This is a genomic window from Actinomadura sp. WAC 06369, assembly GCF_003947565.1.
GTDB lineage: Bacteria > Actinomycetota > Actinomycetes > Streptosporangiales > Streptosporangiaceae > Spirillospora > Spirillospora rifamycini.
On the sequence record NZ_QHJN01000027.1, the window covers coordinates 20,931 to 42,528 of the forward strand.

The following is a 21,598-nucleotide window of genomic DNA, read 5'->3' on the forward strand; positions in this document are numbered from 1 at the left end:
GTGGCAGCCGGCGGCGGAGGCCGTGGACATCGTTTTCCGCTGAACGGAAGAACAGCGCTCCGGTCAGGCGCTTTGCGGGAGGCCGAACAGCGGGAACAGGGACGTGTCGAAGAACGCGGAGACGTGCGCGACACCGTCGGCGGTGATCGAGAGGACCTGCAGCTGGTACGGCCGGTGCACGCCCTCCTCGTCGCGCCGGTAGAGGCCGAACGCGGGCTGGCCGTTCGCGGCGGACGGGAGCATGCGCAGCTCCCCCGGCTCGGGGGCGCACTGCGCGGTGATGAGCCGCACGATGGGTTCGGCGCCGACGAACCATTCTGGGAACGGCGGCATCTCCCAGACGGCGTCCTGCTTGAACAGTTCGAGGAGCGCGGCGATGTCGGCGTCCTCGAACGCCTTGGCGTAGCGGTCGAGCAGGTTCCGGACGGACGGGTCGGTGGGCTCGACGAGCTCGTCGCGGGCGGGGCCGTCCTGCTCCAGGCGTTCCCGGGCCCGCTGCAGGGCGCTGTTGACGGCGGCGGTGCTGGTGCCGAGCAGTTCGGCGACCTCGGCGGCCCGCCACTTCAGGACGTCCCGCAGGATCAGCACGACCCGCTGCTTGGCGGGCAGGTGCTGCAGCGCCGCGACGAACGCGAGCCGGGTGCTCTCCCGGGCGGCGACGATGGCGGCCGGGTCGGCGGCGTCCGCGGCGACGACGGCGTCGGGGGCGGGCTCCAGCCACGGCACCTCGGGGGACGCGACGACGGGCCGTTCGGGCTCGTCGCTCGGGGCGCCCAGCCCGGACGGCATGGGCCGGTGGCCGCGCTGGTCGATCGCGGTGAGGCAGGCGTTGGTGGCGATGCGGTACAGCCACGTCCGCAGCGAGGACCTGCCCTCGAAGCGCTCGTAGGACTTCCAGGCCCGCAGGTAGGTCTCCTGGACGAGGTCCTCGGCGTCGTGGATGGACCCGAGCATCCGGTAGCAGTGCGCGAGCAGCTCGCGCCGGTAGGGGTCGGCCCGGTCGAGGAACGCGCGGTCGTCCGCGGCGGCGCGGCCGCCCGCGGGGGCGCGGTCGTCCACGGTCGCGGCGGCGTTCTTCTGCTGCGTGCGGTCGGCTGGCATGGTCGTCGTCACCTTCGCTCGGCGATGTACCTCGCGGCGGCGCGGGCCGGCGGCCGCCCGTTCGTCCCGACCGTAGACCGCCCCACCGACAGAACCCGTGCGCCGCTCCATCCTACGCGGTTGACCTGCGGCGCAGCCGGTGGACGGGTCAGAACTCGAACCCGCCGGGGCGGCCGTTGCGGTCGGCGATCAGCCCGGCGAGGGTCGCGACGGCGATCTCGGCGGGCGTCCGGGACCCGATGTTGAGGCCGATGGGCCGGCGCACCCGGGCGATGTCGTCGTACGGGACGCCGAGTTCGGTGAGCGCGGGGATGTGCGGGGCGGGGTGGCGCGGGTTGCCCATCACGCCGACCCAGCGGACGGGCTGGGTGAGCACGGCGGCCAGCACCCGCCCGAGTTCGGGGCGGTGGTGGTCGGTGACGACGACGTCGGCCGAGGCGTCCAGCGGCGGGAGCGCCGCCGCGCCGTCCCGCCGTTCGTCGGGGTCCACGAGGAAGGTGCGGTACCCGAGGTCGGCGCCGTACCTCAGCAGGTGCTCGGCCACCGGGGTGGCGAAGACGGCGACGAGGGTGCGGTCGCCGGTCCCGGGACGGACGTCGCCGTGCGCGACGGCGCACGCGGTGCCGTCGTCCGCGCCGCCGCGCACGTGCTCGCCGGAGGCGCCGGATGCGGCCGGCGTCGGTGTGCCCATGGCGGAAGTCTGCCGGGCCGCCGCCCGGCGGTCCAGCGGGGCGCGCGCCGCCGCCCGGAACGGCGGAATCGCCGAGAACCGGAGGTGAACCGAGGCGAAACACTTCCGCGGAGGCGGGTATTCCTTCAATGTAAGGTGAACCACCTCACCCCGCAGGCTTCAGGAGGGACCGTGATCGTGAGGCCGGAGGGCGGCCCCCGTGTCGTGGTGGGGGTCGACGACTCCGCCGGCGCGCGCTGTGCGCTCTCCTGGGCGATCGGCGAGGCGCGGCTGCGGCGGCTCCCCCTGCTGGTGGCGCACGCCGCCCCGCTCCCCCCGCACGTGTCGGCGGCCGGGCAGCTCGGCTGCGGCGTCACCGACGCGCTGCGCGGCTCCGGCGCGGACCTCATCGCCCGGCTGCTGTCGGACGTGTGCGACGGCCCGCCGGACGGCGTGGACATGACGGCGCTGGCCCTGGTCGGCGAGCCGGGCGCGACGCTGGTGCGGCTCGCGGGCGAGGACGACATCCTCGTCGTCGGGCACGGCCGCCGGGGAGTGCTGTCGCGGCTGGTGCGCCCGTCGGTGCGGCTGCACTGCGCCCGCCGCTCCCGGGCGACGCTGGTGTGCGTCGGCCCGCCCGCGTTCGACTCGCTGCTCGAGCGGCTCGCGGCCGGGGGCGCGAGCCCGGAGCACGTCCCGGACGAGTCCCGGTTCCGGCGGCTGGGCCGCCGGCTCGGGCTCGACCGGTAGGACCGGCCCGGCCGGTCCCGCCGGCGGGGCCGCCGGCGGGGCGGCGTCAGGCGGGCGGCAGGTCCGCCAGCGCGGCGAGCGCCGCGCGGTGCCGGTCGGGCGACCCGAGCGCGATCGAGTCGGCCTTGGCCCGCTTGAGGAACAGGTGCGCCGAGTGCTCCCACGTGAACCCGATGCCGCCGTGCATCTGCACGCACTCCTCGGCGGCCTTGACCGCGACGGCCGAGCAGTGCGCCTGCGCGACGGCGGCGGCGACCGGCAGGTCGGGGTCCGCGGCGGCCGCGCAGGACGCGGCGTAGCGGGCGGCGGCGCGGGCCTGCGTGATCGACGTCCACAGGTCCGCGAGGCGGTGCTTGAGGGCCTGGTAGGAGCCGATCTGGCGGCCGAACTGGTAGCGGGTCTTGACGTAGGCGACGGTGTCGTCCAGGCAGCGTTCGGCGATGCCGAGCTGCTCGGAGGCGAGCAGCGCGGCGCCGGTCAGCAGCGCGGCGCGGACCGCGTCCGGCCCGTCGGCGACCGGCCGGGCCGGGGCGCCGTCGAAGGCGACGTCGGCGAGGCGGCGGGTCATGTCCAGGGACGTCACGGCGGTGCGGCGCGCGTGGGCGGCGTCCACCGCGTACAGCCCGCCGGCGGCCGGGACGAGGAGCACGTCGGCGGCCATGCCGTCGGCGACGCCCGCGACCGCGCCGGTGAGCGCGCCGCCGGACACGGTCGGCGCGCGGCCGGGGCCGGCCGCCGGGTCGGCGCCGGGCGCGGCGGCGAACGGGACGGCGAGGACGGCGATCGCCTCCCCGGCGGCGAGCCGGCCGAGCAGGTCCCGCTCGCCCGCGGCGAGCAGCGCCGCGGTGGCGACGACGGAGCTGGTGAGGAACGGGACGGGCGCGGCGGCGCGGCCCAGCTCCTCCATCACCACGGCGGTCTCCCGCCAGCTCGCGCCCGCGCCGCCGAGGTCCTCGGGGACGGGCAGCCCGGCGCAGCCGAGCTGCGCGGCGACGGCCGTCCACAGGGCGGCGTCGTGCGGCTCGTCCTTCTCGGTGCCGGCGAGCACGGCCGTCCAGGGGGCCTTGTCCTCGAGGACCTCGCGGACGCTCGCGCGCAGGTCGTTCTCGATCTCGGTGTAGAGGAGGTCGGTCACTTCGGCAGGTCCTTCCACGGCACGTCCTTGTCGACCCGGATCTCGCCGGGCAGGCCGAGGACGCGTTCGGCGATGATGTTGCGCAGGATCTCCGAGGTGCCGCCCTCGATGGAGTTGCCCTTGGCGCGCAGGTACCGGTAGCCGGGCGAGCGGCGGGTGAAGTCGACCTCGGACGGGCGGCGCATCGTCCAGTCGTCGTAGCGCAGGCCGTCGGCGCCGAGCAGTTCCAGCTCGAGCCCGGACGTGCGCTGGTTGATGTCGGCGAAGGCGAGCTTGGCGGCCGAGCCCTCGGGGCCGGGCTTGCCGACCGCGAGCTGCTGGCGGAGCCGCTCGCCGGTGAGGCGGGCGGCCTCGGACTCGACCCACAGCCGCAGCAGGGCGTCGTGCAGCCCGGCGGTGCGCAGCTCGGGGCGGTCCCGCCACAGCTTCGCGACGACGCCGATCATGCCGCCCTCGCGGGGCGCGGCGGCGCCGCCGATCGCGACCCGCTCGTTCATGAGGGTGGTCGTGGAGACGCGCCAGCCGTCCCCGACCTCGCCGAGGCGGTGCTCGTCGGGGATCCGGACGTCGGTGAGGAAGACCTCGTTGAACTCGGCCTCGCCGGTGATCTGCCGGAGCGGCCTGACCTCGACGCCGGGCGCGGTCATGTCGCACACGAAGTACGTCATGCCGCGGTGCTTGGGGACGTCGGGGTCGGTGCGGGTCACCAGGATCGCCCAGCGGGCCTCGTGGGCCATGGACGTCCAGACCTTCTGGCCGTTGACGATCCAGTGGTCGCCGTCGCGGACGGCGCGGGTGCCGAGCGCGGCGAGGTCGGAGCCGGCGCCGGGCTCGCTGAACAGCTGGCACCAGATCTCCTCGCCCGTCCAGAGGGGGCGCAGGAAGCGGCGCTTCTGCTCCTCGGTGCCGAACGCGAGGACCGTGGGGGCCGCCATGCCGAGGCCGATGCCGTTGCGCTCGGGCTGGTTGGTGGGGGCGCCCGCCTCGCGGAACCGCCGGTCGACGGCGGGCTGGAGGGCGCGGGGGGCGCCGAGGCCGCCGTGCCCCTCCGGGTAGTGGACCCACGCCAGGCCGGCGTCGTAGCGGGCCCGGAGGAACTCTCCCGGCTCGGCGGCCGCGGGGTCGTGCTCGGCGAGGAAGGCGTCGACCCTCCTGTCCAGCTCGTCGGCGTCGGGCGGTGCTGTGCTCACAGGGCGGACCTCCGCGCGGTGTCGGGCGGCGCCGCGTGTCGGGCGGCGCGGCGTCGCCATCGGACATACCAACCGGTCGGTATGGCAGGTCCACCCTAGGAACCCGCGCGCACGGGCGTCAACAGGGGCACCCCGTCCGGGCGGACCCGGCACCGGAGGCGGGCGCGAGGGTAACGGCAGGGTCCGGCCCGGCGATGCGCCTTGCCGGGCCGCCCGCGGCTGTGCCACGTTCGCCGCATGGTGACTTTGGCGGGACGGTCGGCGCTGGTCACGGGCGCCTCGTCGGGGATCGGCGCGGCGGTCGCGGAGGCGCTCGCCGCCGCCGGCGCCCGGGTGGGGCTGACGGCGCGGCGTGCGGACCGGCTGGCGGGCGTGCTGGCCCGGTGCCGGGAGCACGCGCCGGGCTCGGCGATGTGGCCGGCCGACCTGGCCGACCCGGACGCCGCGGCGGCGCTGGCCGCGGCGGCCGAGGCGGAGTTCGGCGGCGTCGACGTGCTGGTCAACAACGCGGGGGCGCCGAAGCGGCGGCACGTCCTGGACCTGGCGCCCGCCGACGCCGAGGAAGTGCTGCGGCTGAACTACCTGTCGGCCGTGCGGCTCACCCTCGCGGTGCTGCCCGGCATGGTCGCGCGGGGGCGCGGGCACCTGGTGGCGATCGGGTCGGTGGCGGCGCGGCTCGGCCCGCCGCACGAGGCCGCGTACGCCGCGTCGAAGGCCGCGCTGACCGCGTTCTGGGAGAGCATGGCCGTCGACCTGGACGGCACGGGCGTGCAGGTCCACGTGGTGCAGCCGGCGCTCATCGGCGGCACGGAGCTGTTCGACGCGCGGCCCGGCGAGGAGGAGCCGCTGAGCGACCTCGCGGACGCCCGCCCGCCGGGCGACGTGGCGGCGGCCGTCCTCGAGGTCATCGGCGACGGGCGGTTCGAGCGGTACGTCCCGGACTGGTTCGACCAGATGGCCTCGGGCAAGGCCGCCGACGTGGAGGGCTTCGTCGCCGGGGTCAAGGAGTGGCGCCGCGAACGGCTCGGCGAGATCGCCGGTTCCGGCGCCGCCGCGGGCCCCGCGGAGGGCGTTGCCGCCGCGCCGCCTCCTCAGTAAGGTGAGGAACCGGTGATCTAGATCACATGATCCGGGTCACGGCCGTCCTCGTGCCCCGCCGGGAGGTGCGGATGCTCCCCACCGCCATGTCCCCGACCGCCGGAGGACTGCTCGTGTCGGGCGTGACCGTCCGGTTCGGCGCGCTCACCGCCGTGGACCGGGCCGCGCTCGCCGCGCCCGCCGGCGCGGTCACCGGCCTGATCGGCCCGGACGGCGCGGGCAAGACCACCCTGTGCGACGTCATCAGCGGGCTGCGCCGCCCCAGCGAGGGCACCGTCCGGCTCGGCGGCGCCGACCTCACCGGCGGCGCCCGCGAGCGCGCCCGCCGCGGCGTCGCCCGCACGTTCGAGCGTCCGGGCCCGCTCGGCGGCGCGACCGTGCGGGACGCCGTCCGGACGGCCGCGGTCCGGCACGCGGCGGCCCGCGAGCAGCCCGGCCGGACGGCGCGGGACCGGTGGCGGCGGCGCCGCGCGGCCCGCCGGGACGCGGCCGGACGCGCCGACGAGCTGCTCGCCCGCGTCGGCATCGGCGAGTACGCCCGCCGCTCCGCGCGCGCCGTCCCGCCGGACGTCGCCCGGCTGGCCGAACTGGCGCGCGCTCTCGCCGCGGACCCGTCCGTCCTGCTGCTCGACGAACCGTGGACGGGCCTGCCCGAGCGGCGGTCCCGCGCGCTGGAGGTGCTGCTGCGCGATCTCGCCGCCGACGGCCTGGCCGTCCTGGTCGCCGGGCACGACCTCGAACCGGTCCTCGGCGTCTGCGACGTCGTGCACGTCCTGGACGGCGGCCGGGTCGTCGCGAGCGGCCCGCCCGCCGAGGTCCGCGCCGACGCCCGCGCACGCGGCGCGTACCGGGGCACGCGCGGCCCGGAGGCGCGCCTCCCGGCCGGCTGACCGCACCGCCCGCCCGCGTTCCGGGCGGCGGGCGCCTGGCCGGAGACCGGGGAAGCGGGCCGGGTGATAATGGGGGCCCACCGACCGCCGACCGCGTCGCGGTCGACGCGTCCAGCATCCGGAGGAACGCTGATGGGCACCGCCGACCGTCCCGTGCGCGAAGCACTGCTGGACGCCGCCGCCGCGCTGCTGGTCGAGCGCGGGTACCGGGGACTGCGCATGCGGGACGTCGCGGCCGCCGCCGGGGTGAGCCGGCAGACCGTCTACAACGAGTTCGGCGACAAGTGGGGCCTGGCGCAGGCGGTGGTGATCCGCGACAACGACCGGTACCTCGACGGCATCGACCGGGTGCTGTCGGAGCACGCCGACCTGTTCGACGCGGTGGTCGCGGCCGTGCGGTACACCCTGGAGACGTCGGCGGACGACCAGCTGAAGAAGGCGGTGCTGACGGGGGCCGGCGGGGAGGAGCTGCTGCCGCTGCTGACGACGCAGGCGGAGCCGCTGCTGTTCACCGCCAGCGCGCGGCTCGCCGACCACGCGATGCGGCACTGGCCGGATCTGGACGCGGCGGCGCTGGCCGAGGTCGCGGACGCGGCCGTCCGGCTGACGATGAGCCACCTCATGCTGCCGTCCGGGCCGCCCGAGCGCGCGGCCCGCTCCGTCGCCCGGATGGTGACGGGCTACCTGGCCGCCGGAAAACCGGATGACGGCGCCGGGGGCGCCCGGTAGCGTCTCCCCCGCCTCGCGGCTGCTGAACCCGAGGAGACCGGTGCGCCCCGGACGGGCGCCCGTCCCGCCGTCGCGCCCTTCGCGCGGACGGCTCCTTTCCGTGTTCGGCCGTCACCCGGAGGCTTCCATGCCCGCGGTCCATTCCGCACGTCAAGATCATCGACTCGTCCGCACGGGCGGGCACTGGCTCACGCTGCCCAACCCCCACGGCGTCCCCGCGGAGATCTGCGCGGGGGCGGACGTCCCGCTGGAACCGGCCGCCGTCACCGAGGCGCTGGACCTGCTGGAGACGGCGCGGACCCTCGAGCGGCTCGCCGAGGCCGCGCCGGGCCCGGTCGGGGAGCCGCGCATCGCCCGCGCCGCGTTCACCCCCGACTTCCACAAGGGCGCCGGGATCCCGATCGGGACGGTCCTGGACGTGCGGGACGCGCTGCTCCCGCAGGCCGTCGGCAACGACGTGAACTGCGGCATGCGGCTGGAGGTCACCGGCCTGGACGCCGACCGCGTGCGGGCCCGGCTGGACGGGCTCGAGCGGCGGCTGCGGCACCTGTTCTTCGAGGGCGGCCGCCGGATCGCGCTCACCCCGCTGCAGCGGGAGGCGCTGCTGCGCGACGGCCTGCCCGGGCTGCTGACGACCGGCCCGGCGCCCTGGGCGGGGCTGCGCCCGGAGGACGCCGAGGACTGCCTCGACCGCGTCCACTGCGCCGGGCTGCCCGTCGGGACGGCGGAGGCGTTCGCCGACTGGATCGGCAGCGCGGGCGGGGCGCCGGACGAGCCGAGCCACGACGGCGTCATCGGCGGGATCGGCGGCGGCAACCACTTCGCCGAACTGCAGTACGTGGCGCGCGTCCACGACGCGGCCGCCGCGCACGCGTGGGGGCTGGCGCCGGGCACCGTGACGGTGATGGTGCACAGCGGGTCGCTGTCGCTGGGGCACCAGGCGAACGCGACCGCGCTCGACCGGCTCCGCGCGCGGTGGCCGAAGGGCCTGCCGCGCCCGCGCAACGGCGTCCTGCCGTTCCTGCTGGACGAGCGTTCGGAGCCGGACCGGCGCCGCTATCTGGAGGCGTTCGGGAACGCCGCCAACTTCGCGCTCGGCAACCGGTTCTTCCTCGCGCTGACGATGCGCGCCGGGCTCGCCGCCGAGTGCGGCGGCCCGGACGCCCGGCTCCTGTACGACGCGCCGCACAACCTCTTCTGGCGGGACGGCGGCCGGGCGGTGCACCGCAAGGGCGCGACCCCGGCGGGCGGCCACGCGGAGATGGCGGGCGGACCGTATGCGATGTGGGGCGAACCGGTCATCGTGCCCGGGTCGATGGGCGCGTCCAGCTTCGTGCTGCGCGGGCACGGCGACGCCCGGACGGTCGCGAGCGCGTGCCACGGCGCCGGACGGCGGGTGCCGCGCGGAGCGGCGGCGCGCGGCGGCGACGCCGAGCTGGACGCGTTCCTGCGGGAGTTCCGGGTGGTCACGCCGCTGGACCACCGCGACCCGCGGGCGGCGCGCCGGGCGGACGTCATGGCCGCGTGGCGGCGCGACCTGAAGCAGGAGGCGCCGTGGGCCTACAAGGACATCGGCCCGGTCGTGTCGGCGCTGCACGGCGGCGGCGTCGCGTCGCCGGTCGCGGAGCTGCGGCCGCTGCTCACCGTGAAGGGGTGAGGCCCGGCCGGGGTCAGGGCGCGGCCTCGATGTGGACGACCTTGACCGCGGTCATCTCGTCGAGCAGTTCGGGCCCGTACCCGAAGCCCTCCCCGGAGGCGCCGCGCGGGGTGGCGGCGCCGCCGGGGGCGCCGCCGAACACCGCGTTGACCTTGACGGTCCCGACCGGCAGGTCCCGCCAGGCGCGCCGCGCGTGCGCCATGTCCCGGGTGAGGACGGTCGCGGCGAGGCCGTGCCGGGCGCGGCGCGCGGCGTCGAGGGCCTCGTCGAAGGACGCGACGGCGCGGACGGGCGCGACGGGCCCGAACGTCTCCTCGGCCATGACCGCCATCTGGTCGGTGCAGCCGTCCAGCACGGTCGCCGGGTAGAACGCGCCGGGGCCGTCCGGGATCGCGCCCCCGGCCAGGACCCGGGCGCCGTCGGCGACGGCCTTCTCGACGTGCTCGTGCACCCGGGCGCGGTGCCGTTCGTCCACGAGCGGCCCGAGTTCGGTGGCGGGGTCGAAGCCCGGTCCCGTGCGCATGGCGCGGGCGCGTTCGGCGAGCGCGTCGAGGAAGCCGGCGTGCACCGACTCGTGCACGTAGATCCGTTCGACGGACGTGCAGATCTGCCCGGCGTTCGCGAAGCAGCCGACGGCGGCCTGCTCGGCGGCCCGGTGCGGGTCGACGCCGGCGTCGACGATGAGGGGGTCGGTGCCGCCGTTCTCCAGCAGCGCCTTCGCGCCGTTGCGGGCGGCCAGCTCGGCGATGCGGCGGCCCGCGCGGGTGGAGCCGACGTGCGCGACGACGTCCGGGCGCGGGTCGGCGGCCAGCGCCTCGCCGGTGCGGCCGTCGCCGGTGACGAGGTTGAGGACGCCGTCCGGCAGGGCGCCCGCGAGCAGTTCGGCGAGCAGCGCGCCGGCGTGCGGGGTCCGCTCGGACGGTTTGTGCACCACCGCGTTGCCGGTGACGGCGGCGGCGCCGATCAGCCCGCAGGCGATGGCGACCGGATCGTTCCACGGGGTGATCACCGCGACGACGCCGCGCGGCTCGCGGACCATGAGGTCGGTCGCCGTCGGGCCGCCCTGCAGGCTGCGGCCGCGGTGCAGCGGCCCCAGCTCAGCGTACTGCCGCAGGGTGCCGATCCCGGCCTCGACGCCGCCGCGCGCGTCGTCCGCGGGCTTGCCCATCTCGGTCGTGACCAGCGCGGCCAGCTCGTCGGCCCGCTCCTCGACGGCGTCCGCCGCGGCGTGCAGCGCGGCGCCGCGCTCGGCGGCCGGAACGGCGGCCCAGCCGGGCGCGGCGGCGGCCGCGGCGGACACGGCGTCCTCGACGTCGGCGGCGGAGCAGACCGGCACCTCCCCCACCGGCTCGCCGGTCGCCGGGTCGGCCACCGTGAACGTCTCGTCCCCGGTGCCGCCGCTCCACCGGCCGCCCGCCAGCGTCCAGCCGTCCCGCACCCGCATCCGAACCTCCGCGTCGTCTCCCCGGTCCCCTGTCGTCGCGTCCCGCCTACCCGGGACGGGAGGGTTCAATGGCCGCCGCCCCGATGTCAGTGGCCACTTACCACATCGGCTACGGTGGGGGGCCTGATCGGGCGCCCGGCCTGATCGGACGCCGAACAGGACAGACGCCAGGAGGCTTGCGTGGACTTCGACCTGCCGGAGAGCGCGATCGCGGTGCGCGACGGCGTGCGGGCCATCGCCGGGAAGTACGACCAGGAGTACTGGAGCCGGTGCGACGCCGAGAAGCGGTGGCCCGAGGAGGTGTGGCGGGAGCTGGTCGCGGGCGGCTGGCACAGCCTCGCCATTCCCGAGGAGCACGGCGGCGCCGGACAGGGCCTCCTCGAGCTCGCGGTCGCGCTGGAGTCGCTCGCCGAGGGCGGCGCGGGCGGCGCCGCGTCGTTCATGTACCTGCTCACCCCCGCGTTCGGCGGGCTGACCATCGCCCGCCACGGGACGGAGGCGCAGCGCGCCGAGTTCCTGCCGAAGATCGCCGCCGGGGAGCTGGAGACCTGCTTCGCGATCACCGAGCCCGACGCGGGCAGCAACGCGATGAACATCTCCACCCAAGCCCGCCGCGACGGCGACGGCTACCTGGTGACCGGCCAGAAGATCTGGATCTCCGGCATGGAGCGCGCCGACTTCCTCGTGCTCGTGACCCGGACGATCCCGGCCGCCGAGGCGCGCCCCCGCACCGCGGGCTTCACCGTCCTGCTCGTGGACATCAAGGAGGCCGTCGAGGCGGGCACGCTGACCTACCAGCCGATCCCGAAGCTCGGCACGAACACCGTCGCGTCCAGCATGGTCTTCCTGGACGACGTGCGCGTGCCGGCCGACCGGGTGCTGGGCGAGCCCGACCAGGGCTTCGCCGTCCTGTGGGACATCCTCAACCCCGAGCGCATCCTCGCGGCGGCCGGCGGCGTCGGCTCCGGCGAGCTGGTGCTGCGGATCGCGTGCGACTACGCGCGGGACCGGGCGCCGTTCGGGCGGCCGATCGGCGCCAACCAGGGCATCGCGTTCCCGCTCGCCCGGATCAAGGCTCAGGTCGAGCTGGCCCGGCTGATGACCTACAAGGCCGCCTGGCTGTGGGACCGCGGCCGGCCGTGCGGGTCGGAGGCCAACATCGCCAAGCTCACCGCGGCGGACGCGGCGTGGCAGGCGGCCGACCGCGCGTTCCAGACGCACGGCGGGATGGCGTACTCGCTGGAGTACCCGGTCGCGCGGATGTTCCGCGACGCCCGCATCGCCAAGAACATCCCCGTCGCCGAGGAGCTCGTGCTGGCCCACATCGCCCAGCACGAACTGGGACTGCCGCGCTCGTACTGAGATCCGGTGCCGCCGGGTGTTGCCAAGATCACACCGGCGGGGCGAGCATGAGGGGCACCAGCGCCCCCGTCGCCCGAGGAGACCGCGATGCCCAGGTCCTACGCCAGCGCCGTGATCGACGCGACCGCCGACGACGTGTGGGCCTACCTGCGGGACTTCGGGAACGCCGCGGAGTGGCTGCCGGGCGTGGAGACCGGGGTCATCGAGGACGGCGGCCCGGCCGACCGGGTCGGCTGCGTCCGCCGCCTCATCGGCCCCGGCGACTCGGTGTTCCGCGAGCGGCTCACCGCCCTCGACGACGCCGGCCGCGCCTACCGCTACGAGATCCTCGAGTGCCCGCTGCCGGTGCGGGACGTGCGCGGCCGGCTGCGGGTCTCCCCCGTCGCCGGCCCACCCGGCGGGCCCGCGGCCTCCGCCGGCGCCGGGCGCGCGTTCGTGGAGTGGTCGGCGGACTTCTCCGCCGACACGGCCGACGAACTGGCCATGGGCCGGACGCTCGAACTCGGCATCTACGCGACGGGCCTGGAGGCGCTCGCCCGCCGGTTCGGCTGACGCGGGACCGGCGGGCGTGCCCGGACCGGCGGTCAGCCGAACTCGGGCGAGCGCTTCTCGCGGAGCGCCGCCACGCCCTCGCGCACGTCCGGTCCGGTGAACCCGAAGAACTCCATCGCCAGCGACGCGTCGAACGCCGGTCCCGCCGAGCGCAGCCAGTTGTTGAGCGCGTGCTTGGTGAACTGGATCGCCTCGGCGGGCCCGGCGGCCAGCCGCCCCGCGATCTCCAGCGCGCGGTCGTGCACCTCGGCGTCGTCCACGCACAGCGACACCAGGCCGATCCGCTCGGCCTCCTCGCCCGTCAGGACGTCGTTGAGCAGCAGGTAGTACTTCGCCTTCGCCATCCCGCACAGCAGCGGCCAGACGATCGCCGCGTGGTCGCCCGCCGCGACGCCCAGCCGGGTGTGCCCGTCGATGATCTTCGCCGAGCGGCCCGCCACCGACACGTCCGCGAGCAGCGCCACCGCGAGCCCCGCGCCGACCACCGGGCCCTGGATCGCGCTGACCACCGGCTTCGCGCAGTCGATCACGTTCATCACGATGTCGCGCGCCTCCCGCATGATCCGGCGGCGCGCCGCGTGGTCGCCCATCATCTCCTCGATCATGGACAGGTCGCCGCCCGCCGAGAACGCCTCGCCCTCGCCGCGCACCACGATCGCGCGCACCTCGTCGTCGGCGTCCGCGTCCCGCCAGATCCGCGCGAGCTCCCCGTGGCCCACCGTGTCGACCGCGTTCAGCCGCCCCGGCGCGCTCAGCGTCACCCGCAGCACCCCCGGCGCCGCCCAGTCGATCCGCAGCCGCTCGTACGTCCCGTACCGGTCGCTCATGACGCCTCCCGCTCGCAGTGACCGAATGCCGTTCGCAATCGTGCCACGGCGTACGCCACCGCCTCGGCACCGGCGTCGAAGACCTCCGGCATCAGGAAGAACGAGTGCACCACCCCGTCGTAGCGCCGCAGCTCGACCGGCACCCCCGCCGCCGCGAGGCGCCGCGCGTACGCCTCGCCCTCGTCCCGCAGGATGTCGTACTCCGCGGTGATCACCGTCGCGGGCGCGGCCCCGCGCAGGTCGGGGGCGCGCAGCGGCGCCAGCCGCGGATCCCGCGGGTCGGCGCCGCCGCGGTACAGGTCCATGAACCGGGACAGCGCGGCGGCGTCCAGCCCGTACCCGCTGCCGTACTCCCGCCAGCTCGGGGCGTCCCGCGCCGTGTCCGTCACCGGGTAGACCAGCAGCTGGTGCGCCAGCCCGACGCCCCGGTCGCGGGCGAGCAGCGCGACCGCCGCGGCGACGTTGCCGCCCGCGCTGTCCCCGGCCACCGCCACCGCCCCCGGTCCCGGCCGGATCCCGAACCGCCCCGGCTCCCGGACGGCCGCCGCGACGACGGCCCACGCGTCGTCCACCGCGGCCGGGAACGGGTGCTCGGGCGCCAGCCGGTACCCGACGCTCAGCACGGCGCAGCCCGCGTCCGCCGCGAGACCGCGGCACAGGCCGTCCACGTTCTCGACCCCGCCCAGCACCCAGCCGCCGCCGTGCAGGTAGACCACCGCGGGCAGCGGCCCCTCCGCCGGACGGTACAGCCGCACCGGCACCGGACCGTCCGGGCCCCGCACGGCCAGGTCGTCCACGAAGGGCAGCTCGCGGCGCCCCACCGGGAACACCGCGCCGACCCGCTCCCGCATCTCCTCGATCGTGGGTTCCGGCTCGCCCGGGGGCACCGCCGTCCACCTGCGCAGCATCTGCAGGAAGCTCACGGTCTGCGGGTGCAGCGGCATGCGGCGACCTCCGGGGGGAAGCGACGGAAACTACCGGTTCGTCTTCCCCGCCCTCGGGACGCCAACCGCTACCCGCCGCGCGCCGCCGACACCAGCGCCTCGAACAGCCGGCCGTCGTCCCCCTCCTCGGGATGCCACTGCACGGCCACCCCGAACCGGTGCCCCTGCACCTCCGCGGCCTCGACGACCTGGTCGTCCGCCCACGCCACCGCGGCCAGCCCCTTCCCGAGCCGCCCCACCGCCTGATGGTGCAGCGTCGGCACGTCCGCCGACTCCCCGAGCACCTTCCCGATCAGGCTGTTCGGGGCGATCCGCACCGCGTGCGCCCCCATCGCGGCCGGCACCGGCGCGTGCCCCTCGTGCCCGACCGCCTCCGGCAGATGCTGCACGAGCGTCCCGCCCCGCGCCACGTTCAGGATCTGCAGGCCCCGGCAGATCCCCAGGAACGGGACGTCCGCGTCCACCACGGCCCGGGCCAGCGCGAGCTCGAAGCGGTCCCGCTGCGGCTGCGGCGGATCCGTCTCGGGGTGCCGCTCCGCCCCGTACAGCTCCGGGTCCACGTCGCCGCCGCCCGCGAGGACGATCCCGTCGAGCCGCTCGACCAGCGCGCCCACGCCGCGCAGCGACGCCGCCGGGGGCAGCAGCACCGGCACGCCGCCGGCCCGCTCCACCCACCGCGGGTACGGGACCGGCAGGAGCGCCGCCTCCCGCACCCACATGCCCCAGCGCGCCGGCTCCTGGCACGCGGTGATGCCGATGAGCGGCATCCGGCCGGGCTCTGACATGGGTCGTTCCCCTCTCCCGGCCGGTGTCGGCGGCCGGGCGGCTCGTCCGTCAGGAGAGTCCCCCCACCCTGTCGTCCCGCCTCCCCCGCCGCAAGAGGGCGCACCCGGCGCGGGCGCCTCACCAGCCCGCGCGTTCCCGCAGATAGGCGCTCGTCTCCGCGTCCGCCGGGTAGAACGACTCGATCGCCAGCTCCGCGACCGTGATGTCGACCGGCGTCCCGAACGTCGCGATCGTGCTGAAAAACGACAGATCCCGGTCGTCCACCCGGATCCGCAGCGGAACGAACACCTCGTGGTCCGCCGGCGGCGCGATCGCCTCGCCGACGTCCCCCGGGAAGTCGCGCAGCTCCCGGTACAGCTGCGCCAGCGACGCGTCCGCCGTCAGCCGGACGTGCCGCCGCACCCGGTCGATCATGTGGGCGCGCCACTCCGCCAGGTTCAGGATGTTCTTCGCCATCCCGTCCGGGTGCATGCTGAGCCGCAGCACGTTCAGCGGCGGCTCCAGCAGCTCCGGCGGCGCGCCGTCCATGAACAGCGCCGCCGCGCCGTTCGCGTCGATCAGGTTCCAGAACCGGTCCACCACCACCGCCGGGAACGGCTCGTGCCCCCGCAGCACCTGCTTCAGCGCCGCCCGGACCGAGTCCATCCGCGGCTCCTCGATCGGCGTCTCCTCGAACACCGGCGCGTACCCGGCCGACACCAGCAGCAGGTTGCGGTCCCGCAGCGGGACGTCCAGGTGCTCGGCCAGCCGCAGCACCATCTCCCGGCTCGGCGCCGACCGCCCCGTCTCGACGAAGCTCAGATGCCGCGTCGACACGCCCGCCTCGGACGCCAGCTCGAGCTGGCTCAGCCTCCGCCGCTGCCGCCACGCCCGCAGCCGCTCCCCGACCGGCCGCACCTCGTTCATGATCGTCGTCACCGCACCGACGCTACCGGCCCGCACGTCACGGCGGCGATGACGTCGGAGGTAATGGACGCGCCGCCGCCCGGTCGCGAGGCTGGCCCGGTCCGCAGTCCGGAGGAGGAACCATGCAGCCCAGTCCCGACCTGCTCGTCGACGCGATGCCGTTCGCCCGCGCCCTCGGCGTCGAGATCGACACCGCGGGCCCCGACGAGGTCACCGGCGGCCTCGACTGGGCGCCCGACCGCTGCACCGCGGGCGGCGTCCTGCACGGCGGCGCCCTCATGGCCCTCGCCGACACCCTCGGCGCCGCGTGCGCGTTCCTCAACCTGCCCGACGGCGCGTCCACCACGACGCTCGAGTCCAAGACGAACTTCTTCCGCGGCGTCCGCGAGGGCCGCGTCCGCGGCACGTCCCGCCCGCTGCACGCGGGCCGCACGGTCGTCGTCGTCCAGACCGACCTGCACGACGGCGAGGGCCGCCGCGTCGCGCAGGTGACGCAGACCCAGGCCGTCCTGCGCCCCTGACGGTCCGGCCGGGGTACCCGCGCCCCGGGTCACTCGCGGACGTGCTCGTCGAAGAACGCGAGGATGCGGGACCAGCCGTCGGGGGCGTTCTCGCGGCCCTTGCCCATACCGAAGACGATCTTCGAGACGGGGCCGAGCGGGCCCGGCGGCTCGCTGTCGGTGAGGAAGCCGTGCCCCGTGCCCGGGTACTCCTTCACGTCGTGCGGCACGCCGGCGTCCGCCAGCACCCGCTCCAGCTTCCGCGCCGCCCCGCGGAGCGTGGGGTCGGCGGCGCCGTAGCCGGCGACGATCGGGCACGCGTCCCGCAGCGCCTCGTCCGGACGGCGGGGCAGCATGCCGTAGTTGACCGCGGCGGCCCGGAAGTCGTACCGGGCGGCGGCGACGAGCGCGAAGCCGCCGCCCATGCAGAAGCCGCACACGCCGACGGCGCCGGTGCAGTCGGCGCGTCCGGCCAGCCAGGCCCGCGTCGCCTCGATCGCGTCGTAGGTCGCGCCCCGCCCGGCGCGCATGTCCCGCATCGCCTTGGACACGCACCGCAGCCACGGCGCGCCGCCGTACAGGTCGGGCAGGACGGCGAGGTAGCCGTGCGCGGCGAAGCGGTCGGCCTGGGCGCGCATGTCCGCGGTCGCCCCGAGGGCCTCGAACAGGACGACCACGCCGGGCCAGGGGCCCTCGCCCTCGGGGACGGCCAGGTACCCGGGCAGGTCGCGTGCTCCGGTGGGAATCTCGACGTCGGTCATACCGCCCAAGCCTCCCCCACCCAGGCCTTGCCGCCCAACCCCAAAACTGGTCCCGTCAAGCCCCTGCCTTAATCGGACCGAAGTCAACGCCACCCTTGATCGCTGCCGCCCCCGACACGACCACCTTTCCGTTCCGGCGAACCAGGAGCAATCCATGAGGGACACTTGCACAGTGAATGCCACCCTCGTATTCCTGATACTCATCATGATATCCTGCGGAATTCCAATAGCGACTCGAATGTCCGCGCCCGTGATTGACAAGCGGACGATTGCGCTTGGAAAGCAGCGATACGATGTATCCTGGCCGCAGGTTATGGAACGACTGTCCATTGGGCATAACACGCCGCATGCCGGTGCGGTCATCAATGCGAACGTTGGCGCTGATGCCGGCCTTGATCGCCAGAACTTGCAATGCGTCGGCCAGCAACGGCGATGCCGTGTAGATGACCCGGTGGCCTGTCTTCGGGTGCGTGCTTCCGTCTCCGACCACCATGGCCGACAGGAAGATCCGTAGGATTTCCGGGGTCCAGCCGTGAACGACCGGAGGGACGCGCTTGTCGGGAGCATGACCCAACTCGGCAAGGAAATCGCGGAGTGCTACACATTGGGTACGGACACCACCGTTACCAGAATTCGGCACATAGGTCGGCAGTCCCATCGCTCGAATGGTTCCGACCATCTCATCCAGCACCGGCCCTCTGTTCTGGGCAAGAGCAATTTGGTGGCCGTTGACAGAACCCTCGGCCAGGTAATACCCGAGGAACTTGGCGAACGGTCCGACCGGAAACGTCGCACCCGGATACTTGCGCGTGCACCGCCTCCCACCCCGGACCCATGAGCGGGAGGTGCCCTGAATCTCGACATCGGCGTCGGTACCGCTCAACCACTTCGCGGTTTTGTCGTAGCGGACTCGTTTATGGTGAAGCGCTCGCGGGGTTTCCAAGCCGAAGGGCTGTTCGCCGCGCCTGGCCGCGCGGGTGTCATGCCGCAGGATCCAGAGCAGAGTCTCGTCACCGACGAGCAGATCGACCTGCTCGGACCGGACCCTGTACAACCGCCCGCGGTACTCGCGATGAGAGAAGGCGAGGGGCTGCTGGTATTCCAGAGCCCCCGATACCGGATCGACAGCCCCCAAGGCCTCCCGGCCATCGATCTCCGGCCACGGCACCCATCCGCGGTCGGTCAGCACCGCTGTCCGGTCGTCGTATCCGACCGCCATTGCACCCCCCGATTCCCGACGACACCGCCATGAGACATCACAGCACGTGCCACTGACATCGCGGTGGGTGAACGTCATGTCGACGTCAGGGGGCCACGCGACCGTTCGTCTCGAAGGCGGCGTGGGTCAACGGCATGAGCGCGGCCCACTGCTCCTCCATCTGCTCGGCGACCATCTCGATCTCGCGCTGGGGGAACGAGGGGAACGTCGAGTCTTCGCGCTTCGTGCGGAGGGACAGGAAGTTCATCAGGGCTCGCGCGTTGCACGTCGCGTACATGGACGAGTACAGGCCCACCGGCAGAACGGTCCGCGCGACCTCCCGCGCGACTCCCGCCTCGAGCATTTCCACGTACGCGCGGTAGGACTGCCGGTAGCTGTCCTTTGTGGCCTCTGTCACGAGCTTGTGCTGCTCGGGAGTGCCGTCCACGAACACGTACTTCCCCGGCTTGCCCTCCTGCACGAGCTTCCGGTCGGCGGCCGGCACGTAGAAGACCGGCGCCAGCCGCCTGTACCTGCCGCTCTCCTCGTTGAAGGAGAACGTCCGATGCCGCATGAGCTCACGGAACACGAAGATCGGTGCCTGCACGTAGAAGGTCATCGAGGAGTGCTCGAAGGGGGTCCCGTGCCGGTCCCGCATCAGAAAGTTGATCAGCCCCTTGGAGCGCTCCGGGTCGGCGTCCAGTTCTTCGAGCGAGTTCTCGCCCTTGGTCGACACCCGAGCGGCCCACAGCACGTCGGCGTCCGATGCCGCCGACTTGATGAGCTCCACCTCCACGTCGCTGCGGAACTCGACGTCCATCGCTTCGGCACCCGTCACCGGACTCCCCCTCACACCTTCGAACCGGCCGCGGCAACCCTACCGGAGACGGTTGGAGGTCCGGCCGGGGCCGTCAGGTGCGTTCGGGTGTCACGCTGCTGGATGTATGACGCACACTGGAGGGATTCGTCCGGGGTCGGAGGGACGCGACGGACGTCGCACGAACGGGGCGCGTCCCGGAGAGGAGCGGCTGATGGGGCCCGAACTGAAGGTGCTGGGAGCCTGCCCGCTGGACTGCCCCGACGGCTGCTCCTGGGTGGTCACGGTCCGGGACGGCGAGGCGGTGCGGCTGCGCGGCAACCCCGAGCACCCGTACACGCGGGGCGCGCTGTGCGCGAAGGTGAACCGGTGGCTCGAACGGGCGGCCCAGCCCGACCGGATCCTGCACCCGATGCGGCGGGTGGGCCGCAAGGGCGAGGGGCGGTTCGAGCGGATCTCGTGGGACGAGGCGCTCGACGAGATCGCGGAGCGCCTCGGGGACGCCGTGCGGGAGCACGGCGGCGAGGCGGTCTGGCCGTACTGGGGCACCGGGACGCTGGGCTACCTGCAGGGGCTCGAAGGGTACTCGGGGCGCCGGTTCTTCAACGTGCTCGGCGCGTCCGCGCACTACGCCAACATCTGCTCGGCGGCGGGCGCCGCGGGCATGGAGGCGACCGTCGGCTCGGCGGGCGGCATGGACCCGGAGGACCTCGCGCACGCGCGGCTGATCCTGCTGTGGGGCTCGAACCCGCTGACGAGCGGCCACCACGTGTGGAAGTTCGTGCAGGACGCGCGGAAGGCCGGGGCGCACCTGGTGGCGATCGACCCCGTGCGGACGCGGACCGCGCAGCAGGCGGACGAGCACCTCGCGCCGCTCCCCGGGACCGACGCGGCCCTCGCGCTCGGGCTGCTGAACGTCGTCGTGGCGGCGGGCGGACAGGACGAGCGGTTCCTGCGCGAGCACACGGCGGGCTGGGCCGAGTTCCGCGAGCGGATCGCGGAGTTCCCGCCGGAGCGGGCCGCGCGGATCACCGGGGTGCCGGTGGAGCGGATCACGGCGCTCGGCGAGCGGATCGCCCGCACCCGGCCGACCGCGATCCGCGCGACGCAGGGGCTCCAGCGGCACGCGGGCGGCGGGACGGCGCTGCGGGTGCTGGCGGGGTTCGCGGCGGTGACCGGCGACTGGGCGCGGCGCGGCGGCGGGCTGGCGTTCTCCACGTCCGGCCACAACCGGCTGGACAAGGCGGCGCTGTGGCGCGACGACCTGCGGCCGGGGCCGGTGCGGACGCTGTCGATGACGCGGCTCGGCGAGGCGCTCCTGGACGTCCAGGACCCGCCGGTCAAGGCGCTGTTCGTGATCGCCGCGAACCCGGTGGGCAGCACCCCGCACCAGAACCGGGTGCGGGCGGGCCTGGCGCGCGAGGACCTGTTCACCGTGGTGCTGGAGCAGTTCCCGACCGACACGGTCGACTACGCCGACATCGTGCTGCCGGCGACGGCGCAGCACGAGCACATGGACCTGCACGAGGGCTACGGGCACCTGTACCTGACGTGGAACGAGCCGGCGGTGGCGCCGCCCGGCGAGTGCCTGCCGACGACGGAGACGTTCCGCCGGCTGGCGCGGCGGATGGGGCTGACCGAGCCGAGCCTGTACGACTCGGACGAGAGCCTCGCCGAGCAGCTCGTCGCGTCCGGCCATCCGTGGATGGCGGGCGTCACGCTGGACCGGCTGCGCAAGGAGGGCTTCGTGCGCATGTCGGTGCCGGACCCGTTCCTGCCGTACGCCGAGGGGTTCCCGACGCCGTCCGGGCGGCTGGAGTTCCCCCGCGACGCCGCGTACGTCCCGCCCGCGGAGGTCGCCGACCCGGACCGGGCGGCGCGGTACCCGCTGGCGCTGATCTCGGCGGCCTCGCACGAGTTCCTGAACACGCAGTTCGCGAACAACCCGGAGCTGCGGCGGCGGTCGGGCGGCCTGGCCGTCCGGCTCCATCCGGACGACGCCGCCGCACGGGGCCTGGCGGACGGGCAGCCGGTCCGGGTGGCCAACGACCGGGGCGGCTTCGACGCCGTCCTGCGGGTGACCGACCAGGTCAGGCCGGGCGTCGCGGCGACGAGCAAGGGGCACTGGGCCAAGTTCTCCGGCGGCTCGAACGCCAACGCGGTCGTCGCCGAGCGCGACACCGACCTCGGCGCGGGACCGGTCTTCCACGACACCCGCGTGGAGGTCACCGCGCGCGCCTGACCGCGGCACCGCAGTGCCGCGGCCCCCCGGCGCGGACGT

At 75.0% G+C, this 21,598-nt stretch carries 21 protein-coding genes; 9 read left to right on the forward strand and 12 right to left on the reverse strand.

The features are described from left to right. Nucleotides 1–63: 63 nt before the first annotated feature. Nucleotides 64–1,101, reverse strand: a complete 1,038-nt coding sequence (locus DMH08_RS10040) for a sigma-70 family RNA polymerase sigma factor (RefSeq protein ID WP_125613230.1) — start codon at nt 1,099–1,101, stop codon at nt 64–66. Between the two features lie 148 nt (nt 1,102–1,249). Continuing rightward, nucleotides 1,250–1,792 (reverse strand): XdhC family protein, encoded by a 543-nt coding sequence (locus DMH08_RS10045; protein ID WP_125613232.1) that lies wholly within the window; start codon nt 1,790–1,792, stop codon nt 1,250–1,252. A 171-nt stretch (nt 1,793–1,963) separates the two neighbouring features. Between DMH08_RS10045 and DMH08_RS10050 the strand changes: the two genes are divergently transcribed. Then, a complete protein-coding gene (locus tag DMH08_RS10050; RefSeq protein ID WP_051301621.1) occupies nt 1,964–2,521 on the forward strand; it encodes a universal stress protein in 558 nt (185 codons plus the stop codon). Nucleotides 2,522–2,567: 46 nt separating this feature from the next. Here the strand turns inward: DMH08_RS10050 and DMH08_RS10055 are convergent, their stop codons facing one another. Both DMH08_RS10055 and DMH08_RS10060 read right to left on the reverse strand, forming a co-directional pair. Then, nucleotides 2,568–3,656 (reverse strand): acyl-CoA dehydrogenase family protein, encoded by a 1,089-nt coding sequence (locus DMH08_RS10055; RefSeq protein WP_125613236.1) that lies wholly within the window; start codon nt 3,654–3,656, stop codon nt 2,568–2,570. Next, nucleotides 3,653–4,846: an acyl-CoA dehydrogenase family protein gene (locus tag DMH08_RS10060; RefSeq protein ID WP_026406174.1), complete on the reverse strand. Its 1,194-nt coding sequence runs from the start codon at nt 4,844–4,846 to the stop codon at nt 3,653–3,655. The genes DMH08_RS10055 and DMH08_RS10060 overlap by 4 nt, the downstream gene beginning before the upstream one ends. A 237-nt stretch (nt 4,847–5,083) precedes the next feature. On the opposite strand from DMH08_RS10060, the gene DMH08_RS10065 reads away from it, so the two are divergent. The 4 genes from DMH08_RS10065 (at nt 5,084) to DMH08_RS10080 (ending at nt 9,220) form a co-directional block, all read left to right on the forward strand. Further along, nucleotides 5,084–5,944 (forward strand): SDR family NAD(P)-dependent oxidoreductase, encoded by an 861-nt coding sequence (locus DMH08_RS10065; protein WP_125613238.1) that lies wholly within the window; start codon nt 5,084–5,086, stop codon nt 5,942–5,944. A gap of 26 nt (nt 5,945–5,970) precedes the next feature. Continuing rightward, nucleotides 5,971–6,834, forward strand: coding sequence for an ATP-binding cassette domain-containing protein (locus tag DMH08_RS10070; RefSeq protein ID WP_233617511.1), 864 nt, complete (start codon nt 5,971–5,973; stop codon nt 6,832–6,834). Between the two features lie 132 nt (nt 6,835–6,966). Further along, entirely contained in the window at nt 6,967–7,563 is a 597-nt protein-coding gene (locus DMH08_RS10075; protein WP_051301622.1) for a TetR family transcriptional regulator, read from the forward strand. 127 nt (nt 7,564–7,690) lie between these two features. Next, nucleotides 7,691–9,220 (forward strand): RtcB family protein, encoded by a 1,530-nt coding sequence (locus DMH08_RS10080; protein WP_026406175.1) that lies wholly within the window; start codon nt 7,691–7,693, stop codon nt 9,218–9,220. A 13-nt stretch (nt 9,221–9,233) separates the two neighbouring features. Here the strand turns inward: DMH08_RS10080 and DMH08_RS10085 are convergent, their stop codons facing one another. Next, on the reverse strand, nt 9,234–10,664 hold the full coding sequence (locus DMH08_RS10085) for an aldehyde dehydrogenase family protein (protein ID WP_125613242.1): 1,431 nt from the start codon (nt 10,662–10,664) through the stop codon (nt 9,234–9,236). Between the two features lie 180 nt (nt 10,665–10,844). Between DMH08_RS10085 and DMH08_RS10090 the strand changes: the two genes are divergently transcribed. After that, the gene (locus DMH08_RS10090; protein ID WP_026406177.1) at nt 10,845–12,026 is read left to right on the forward strand and encodes an acyl-CoA dehydrogenase family protein; all 1,182 of its coding nucleotides are present in this window, start codon (nt 10,845–10,847) and stop codon (nt 12,024–12,026) included. Nucleotides 12,027–12,113: 87 nt separating this feature from the next. Next, the gene (locus tag DMH08_RS10095) at nt 12,114–12,578 is read left to right on the forward strand and encodes an SRPBCC family protein (protein ID WP_026406178.1); all 465 of its coding nucleotides are present in this window, start codon (nt 12,114–12,116) and stop codon (nt 12,576–12,578) included. Nucleotides 12,579–12,610: 32 nt separating this feature from the next. Here the strand turns inward: DMH08_RS10095 and DMH08_RS10100 are convergent, their stop codons facing one another. The 4 genes from DMH08_RS10100 to DMH08_RS10115 form a co-directional block, all read right to left on the reverse strand. Beyond that, nucleotides 12,611–13,405: an enoyl-CoA hydratase/isomerase family protein gene (locus DMH08_RS10100; protein WP_026406179.1), complete on the reverse strand. Its 795-nt coding sequence runs from the start codon at nt 13,403–13,405 to the stop codon at nt 12,611–12,613. Beyond that, nucleotides 13,402–14,349 carry an alpha/beta hydrolase gene (locus tag DMH08_RS10105; RefSeq protein ID WP_026406180.1) on the reverse strand — a complete coding sequence of 316 codons (948 nt, stop codon included), beginning with the start codon at nt 14,347–14,349 and terminating at the stop codon, nt 13,402–13,404. Before DMH08_RS10105 ends, DMH08_RS10100 begins: the two co-directional genes overlap by 4 nt. Nucleotides 14,350–14,417: 68 nt before the next feature. Beyond that, nucleotides 14,418–15,134, reverse strand: coding sequence for a gamma-glutamyl-gamma-aminobutyrate hydrolase family protein (locus DMH08_RS10110; RefSeq protein WP_026406181.1), 717 nt, complete (start codon nt 15,132–15,134; stop codon nt 14,418–14,420). A gap of 118 nt (nt 15,135–15,252) precedes the next feature. Then, on the reverse strand, nt 15,253–16,053 hold the full coding sequence (locus tag DMH08_RS10115) for an MmyB family transcriptional regulator (protein ID WP_026406182.1): 801 nt from the start codon (nt 16,051–16,053) through the stop codon (nt 15,253–15,255). A gap of 110 nt (nt 16,054–16,163) precedes the next feature. On the opposite strand from DMH08_RS10115, the gene DMH08_RS10120 reads away from it, so the two are divergent. Beyond that, a complete protein-coding gene (locus DMH08_RS10120) occupies nt 16,164–16,562 on the forward strand; it encodes a PaaI family thioesterase (RefSeq protein ID WP_125613244.1) in 399 nt (132 codons plus the stop codon). A 29-nt stretch (nt 16,563–16,591) separates the two neighbouring features. On the opposite strand, the gene DMH08_RS10125 is transcribed toward DMH08_RS10120, so the two are convergent. The 3 genes from DMH08_RS10125 to thyX all read right to left on the reverse strand — a co-directional run bounded on the left by DMH08_RS10125 (nt 16,592) and on the right by thyX (nt 19,338). Next, nucleotides 16,592–17,302, reverse strand: coding sequence for a dienelactone hydrolase family protein (locus DMH08_RS10125; protein WP_026406184.1), 711 nt, complete (start codon nt 17,300–17,302; stop codon nt 16,592–16,594). Between the two features lie 55 nt (nt 17,303–17,357). Further along, the gene (locus DMH08_RS10130) at nt 17,358–18,521 is read right to left on the reverse strand and encodes an LAGLIDADG family homing endonuclease (RefSeq protein ID WP_125613246.1); all 1,164 of its coding nucleotides are present in this window, start codon (nt 18,519–18,521) and stop codon (nt 17,358–17,360) included. A gap of 85 nt (nt 18,522–18,606) precedes the next feature. Beyond that, nucleotides 18,607–19,338, reverse strand: coding sequence for an FAD-dependent thymidylate synthase (thyX, locus tag DMH08_RS10135; protein ID WP_199747717.1), 732 nt, complete (start codon nt 19,336–19,338; stop codon nt 18,607–18,609). 193 nt (nt 19,339–19,531) lie between these two features. Between thyX and DMH08_RS10140 the strand changes: the two genes are divergently transcribed. Then, on the forward strand, nt 19,532–21,559 hold the full coding sequence (locus DMH08_RS10140) for a molybdopterin-containing oxidoreductase family protein (RefSeq protein ID WP_125613248.1): 2,028 nt from the start codon (nt 19,532–19,534) through the stop codon (nt 21,557–21,559). Nucleotides 21,560–21,598 lie beyond the last annotated feature (39 nt).

Coding starts and splice junctions, on each gene's coding strand:
- DMH08_RS10040 (WP_125613230.1), bottom strand. CDS start 1,101: ATGCCAGCCGACCGCACGCAGCAGAAGAACGCCGCCGCGACCGTGGAC.
- DMH08_RS10045 (WP_125613232.1), bottom strand. CDS start 1,792: ATGGGCACACCGACGCCGGCCGCATCCGGCGCCTCCGGCGAGCACGTG.
- DMH08_RS10065 (WP_125613238.1), top strand. CDS start 5,084: ATGGTGACTTTGGCGGGACGGTCGGCGCTGGTCACGGGCGCCTCGTCG.
- DMH08_RS10070 (WP_233617511.1), top strand. CDS start 5,971: ATGATCCGGGTCACGGCCGTCCTCGTGCCCCGCCGGGAGGTGCGGATG.
- DMH08_RS10075 (WP_051301622.1), top strand. CDS start 6,967: ATGGGCACCGCCGACCGTCCCGTGCGCGAAGCACTGCTGGACGCCGCC.
- DMH08_RS10080 (WP_026406175.1), top strand. CDS start 7,691: ATGCCCGCGGTCCATTCCGCACGTCAAGATCATCGACTCGTCCGCACG.
- DMH08_RS10085 (WP_125613242.1), bottom strand. CDS start 10,664: ATGCGGGTGCGGGACGGCTGGACGCTGGCGGGCGGCCGGTGGAGCGGC.
- DMH08_RS10095 (WP_026406178.1), top strand. CDS start 12,114: ATGCCCAGGTCCTACGCCAGCGCCGTGATCGACGCGACCGCCGACGAC.
- DMH08_RS10100 (WP_026406179.1), bottom strand. CDS start 13,405: ATGAGCGACCGGTACGGGACGTACGAGCGGCTGCGGATCGACTGGGCG.
- DMH08_RS10105 (WP_026406180.1), bottom strand. CDS start 14,349: ATGCCGCTGCACCCGCAGACCGTGAGCTTCCTGCAGATGCTGCGCAGG.
- DMH08_RS10110 (WP_026406181.1), bottom strand. CDS start 15,134: ATGTCAGAGCCCGGCCGGATGCCGCTCATCGGCATCACCGCGTGCCAG.
- DMH08_RS10120 (WP_125613244.1), top strand. CDS start 16,164: ATGCAGCCCAGTCCCGACCTGCTCGTCGACGCGATGCCGTTCGCCCGC.
- DMH08_RS10125 (WP_026406184.1), bottom strand. CDS start 17,302: ATGACCGACGTCGAGATTCCCACCGGAGCACGCGACCTGCCCGGGTAC.
- DMH08_RS10130 (WP_125613246.1), bottom strand. CDS start 18,521: ATGGCGGTCGGATACGACGACCGGACAGCGGTGCTGACCGACCGCGGA.
- DMH08_RS10140 (WP_125613248.1), top strand. CDS start 19,532: ATGGGGCCCGAACTGAAGGTGCTGGGAGCCTGCCCGCTGGACTGCCCC.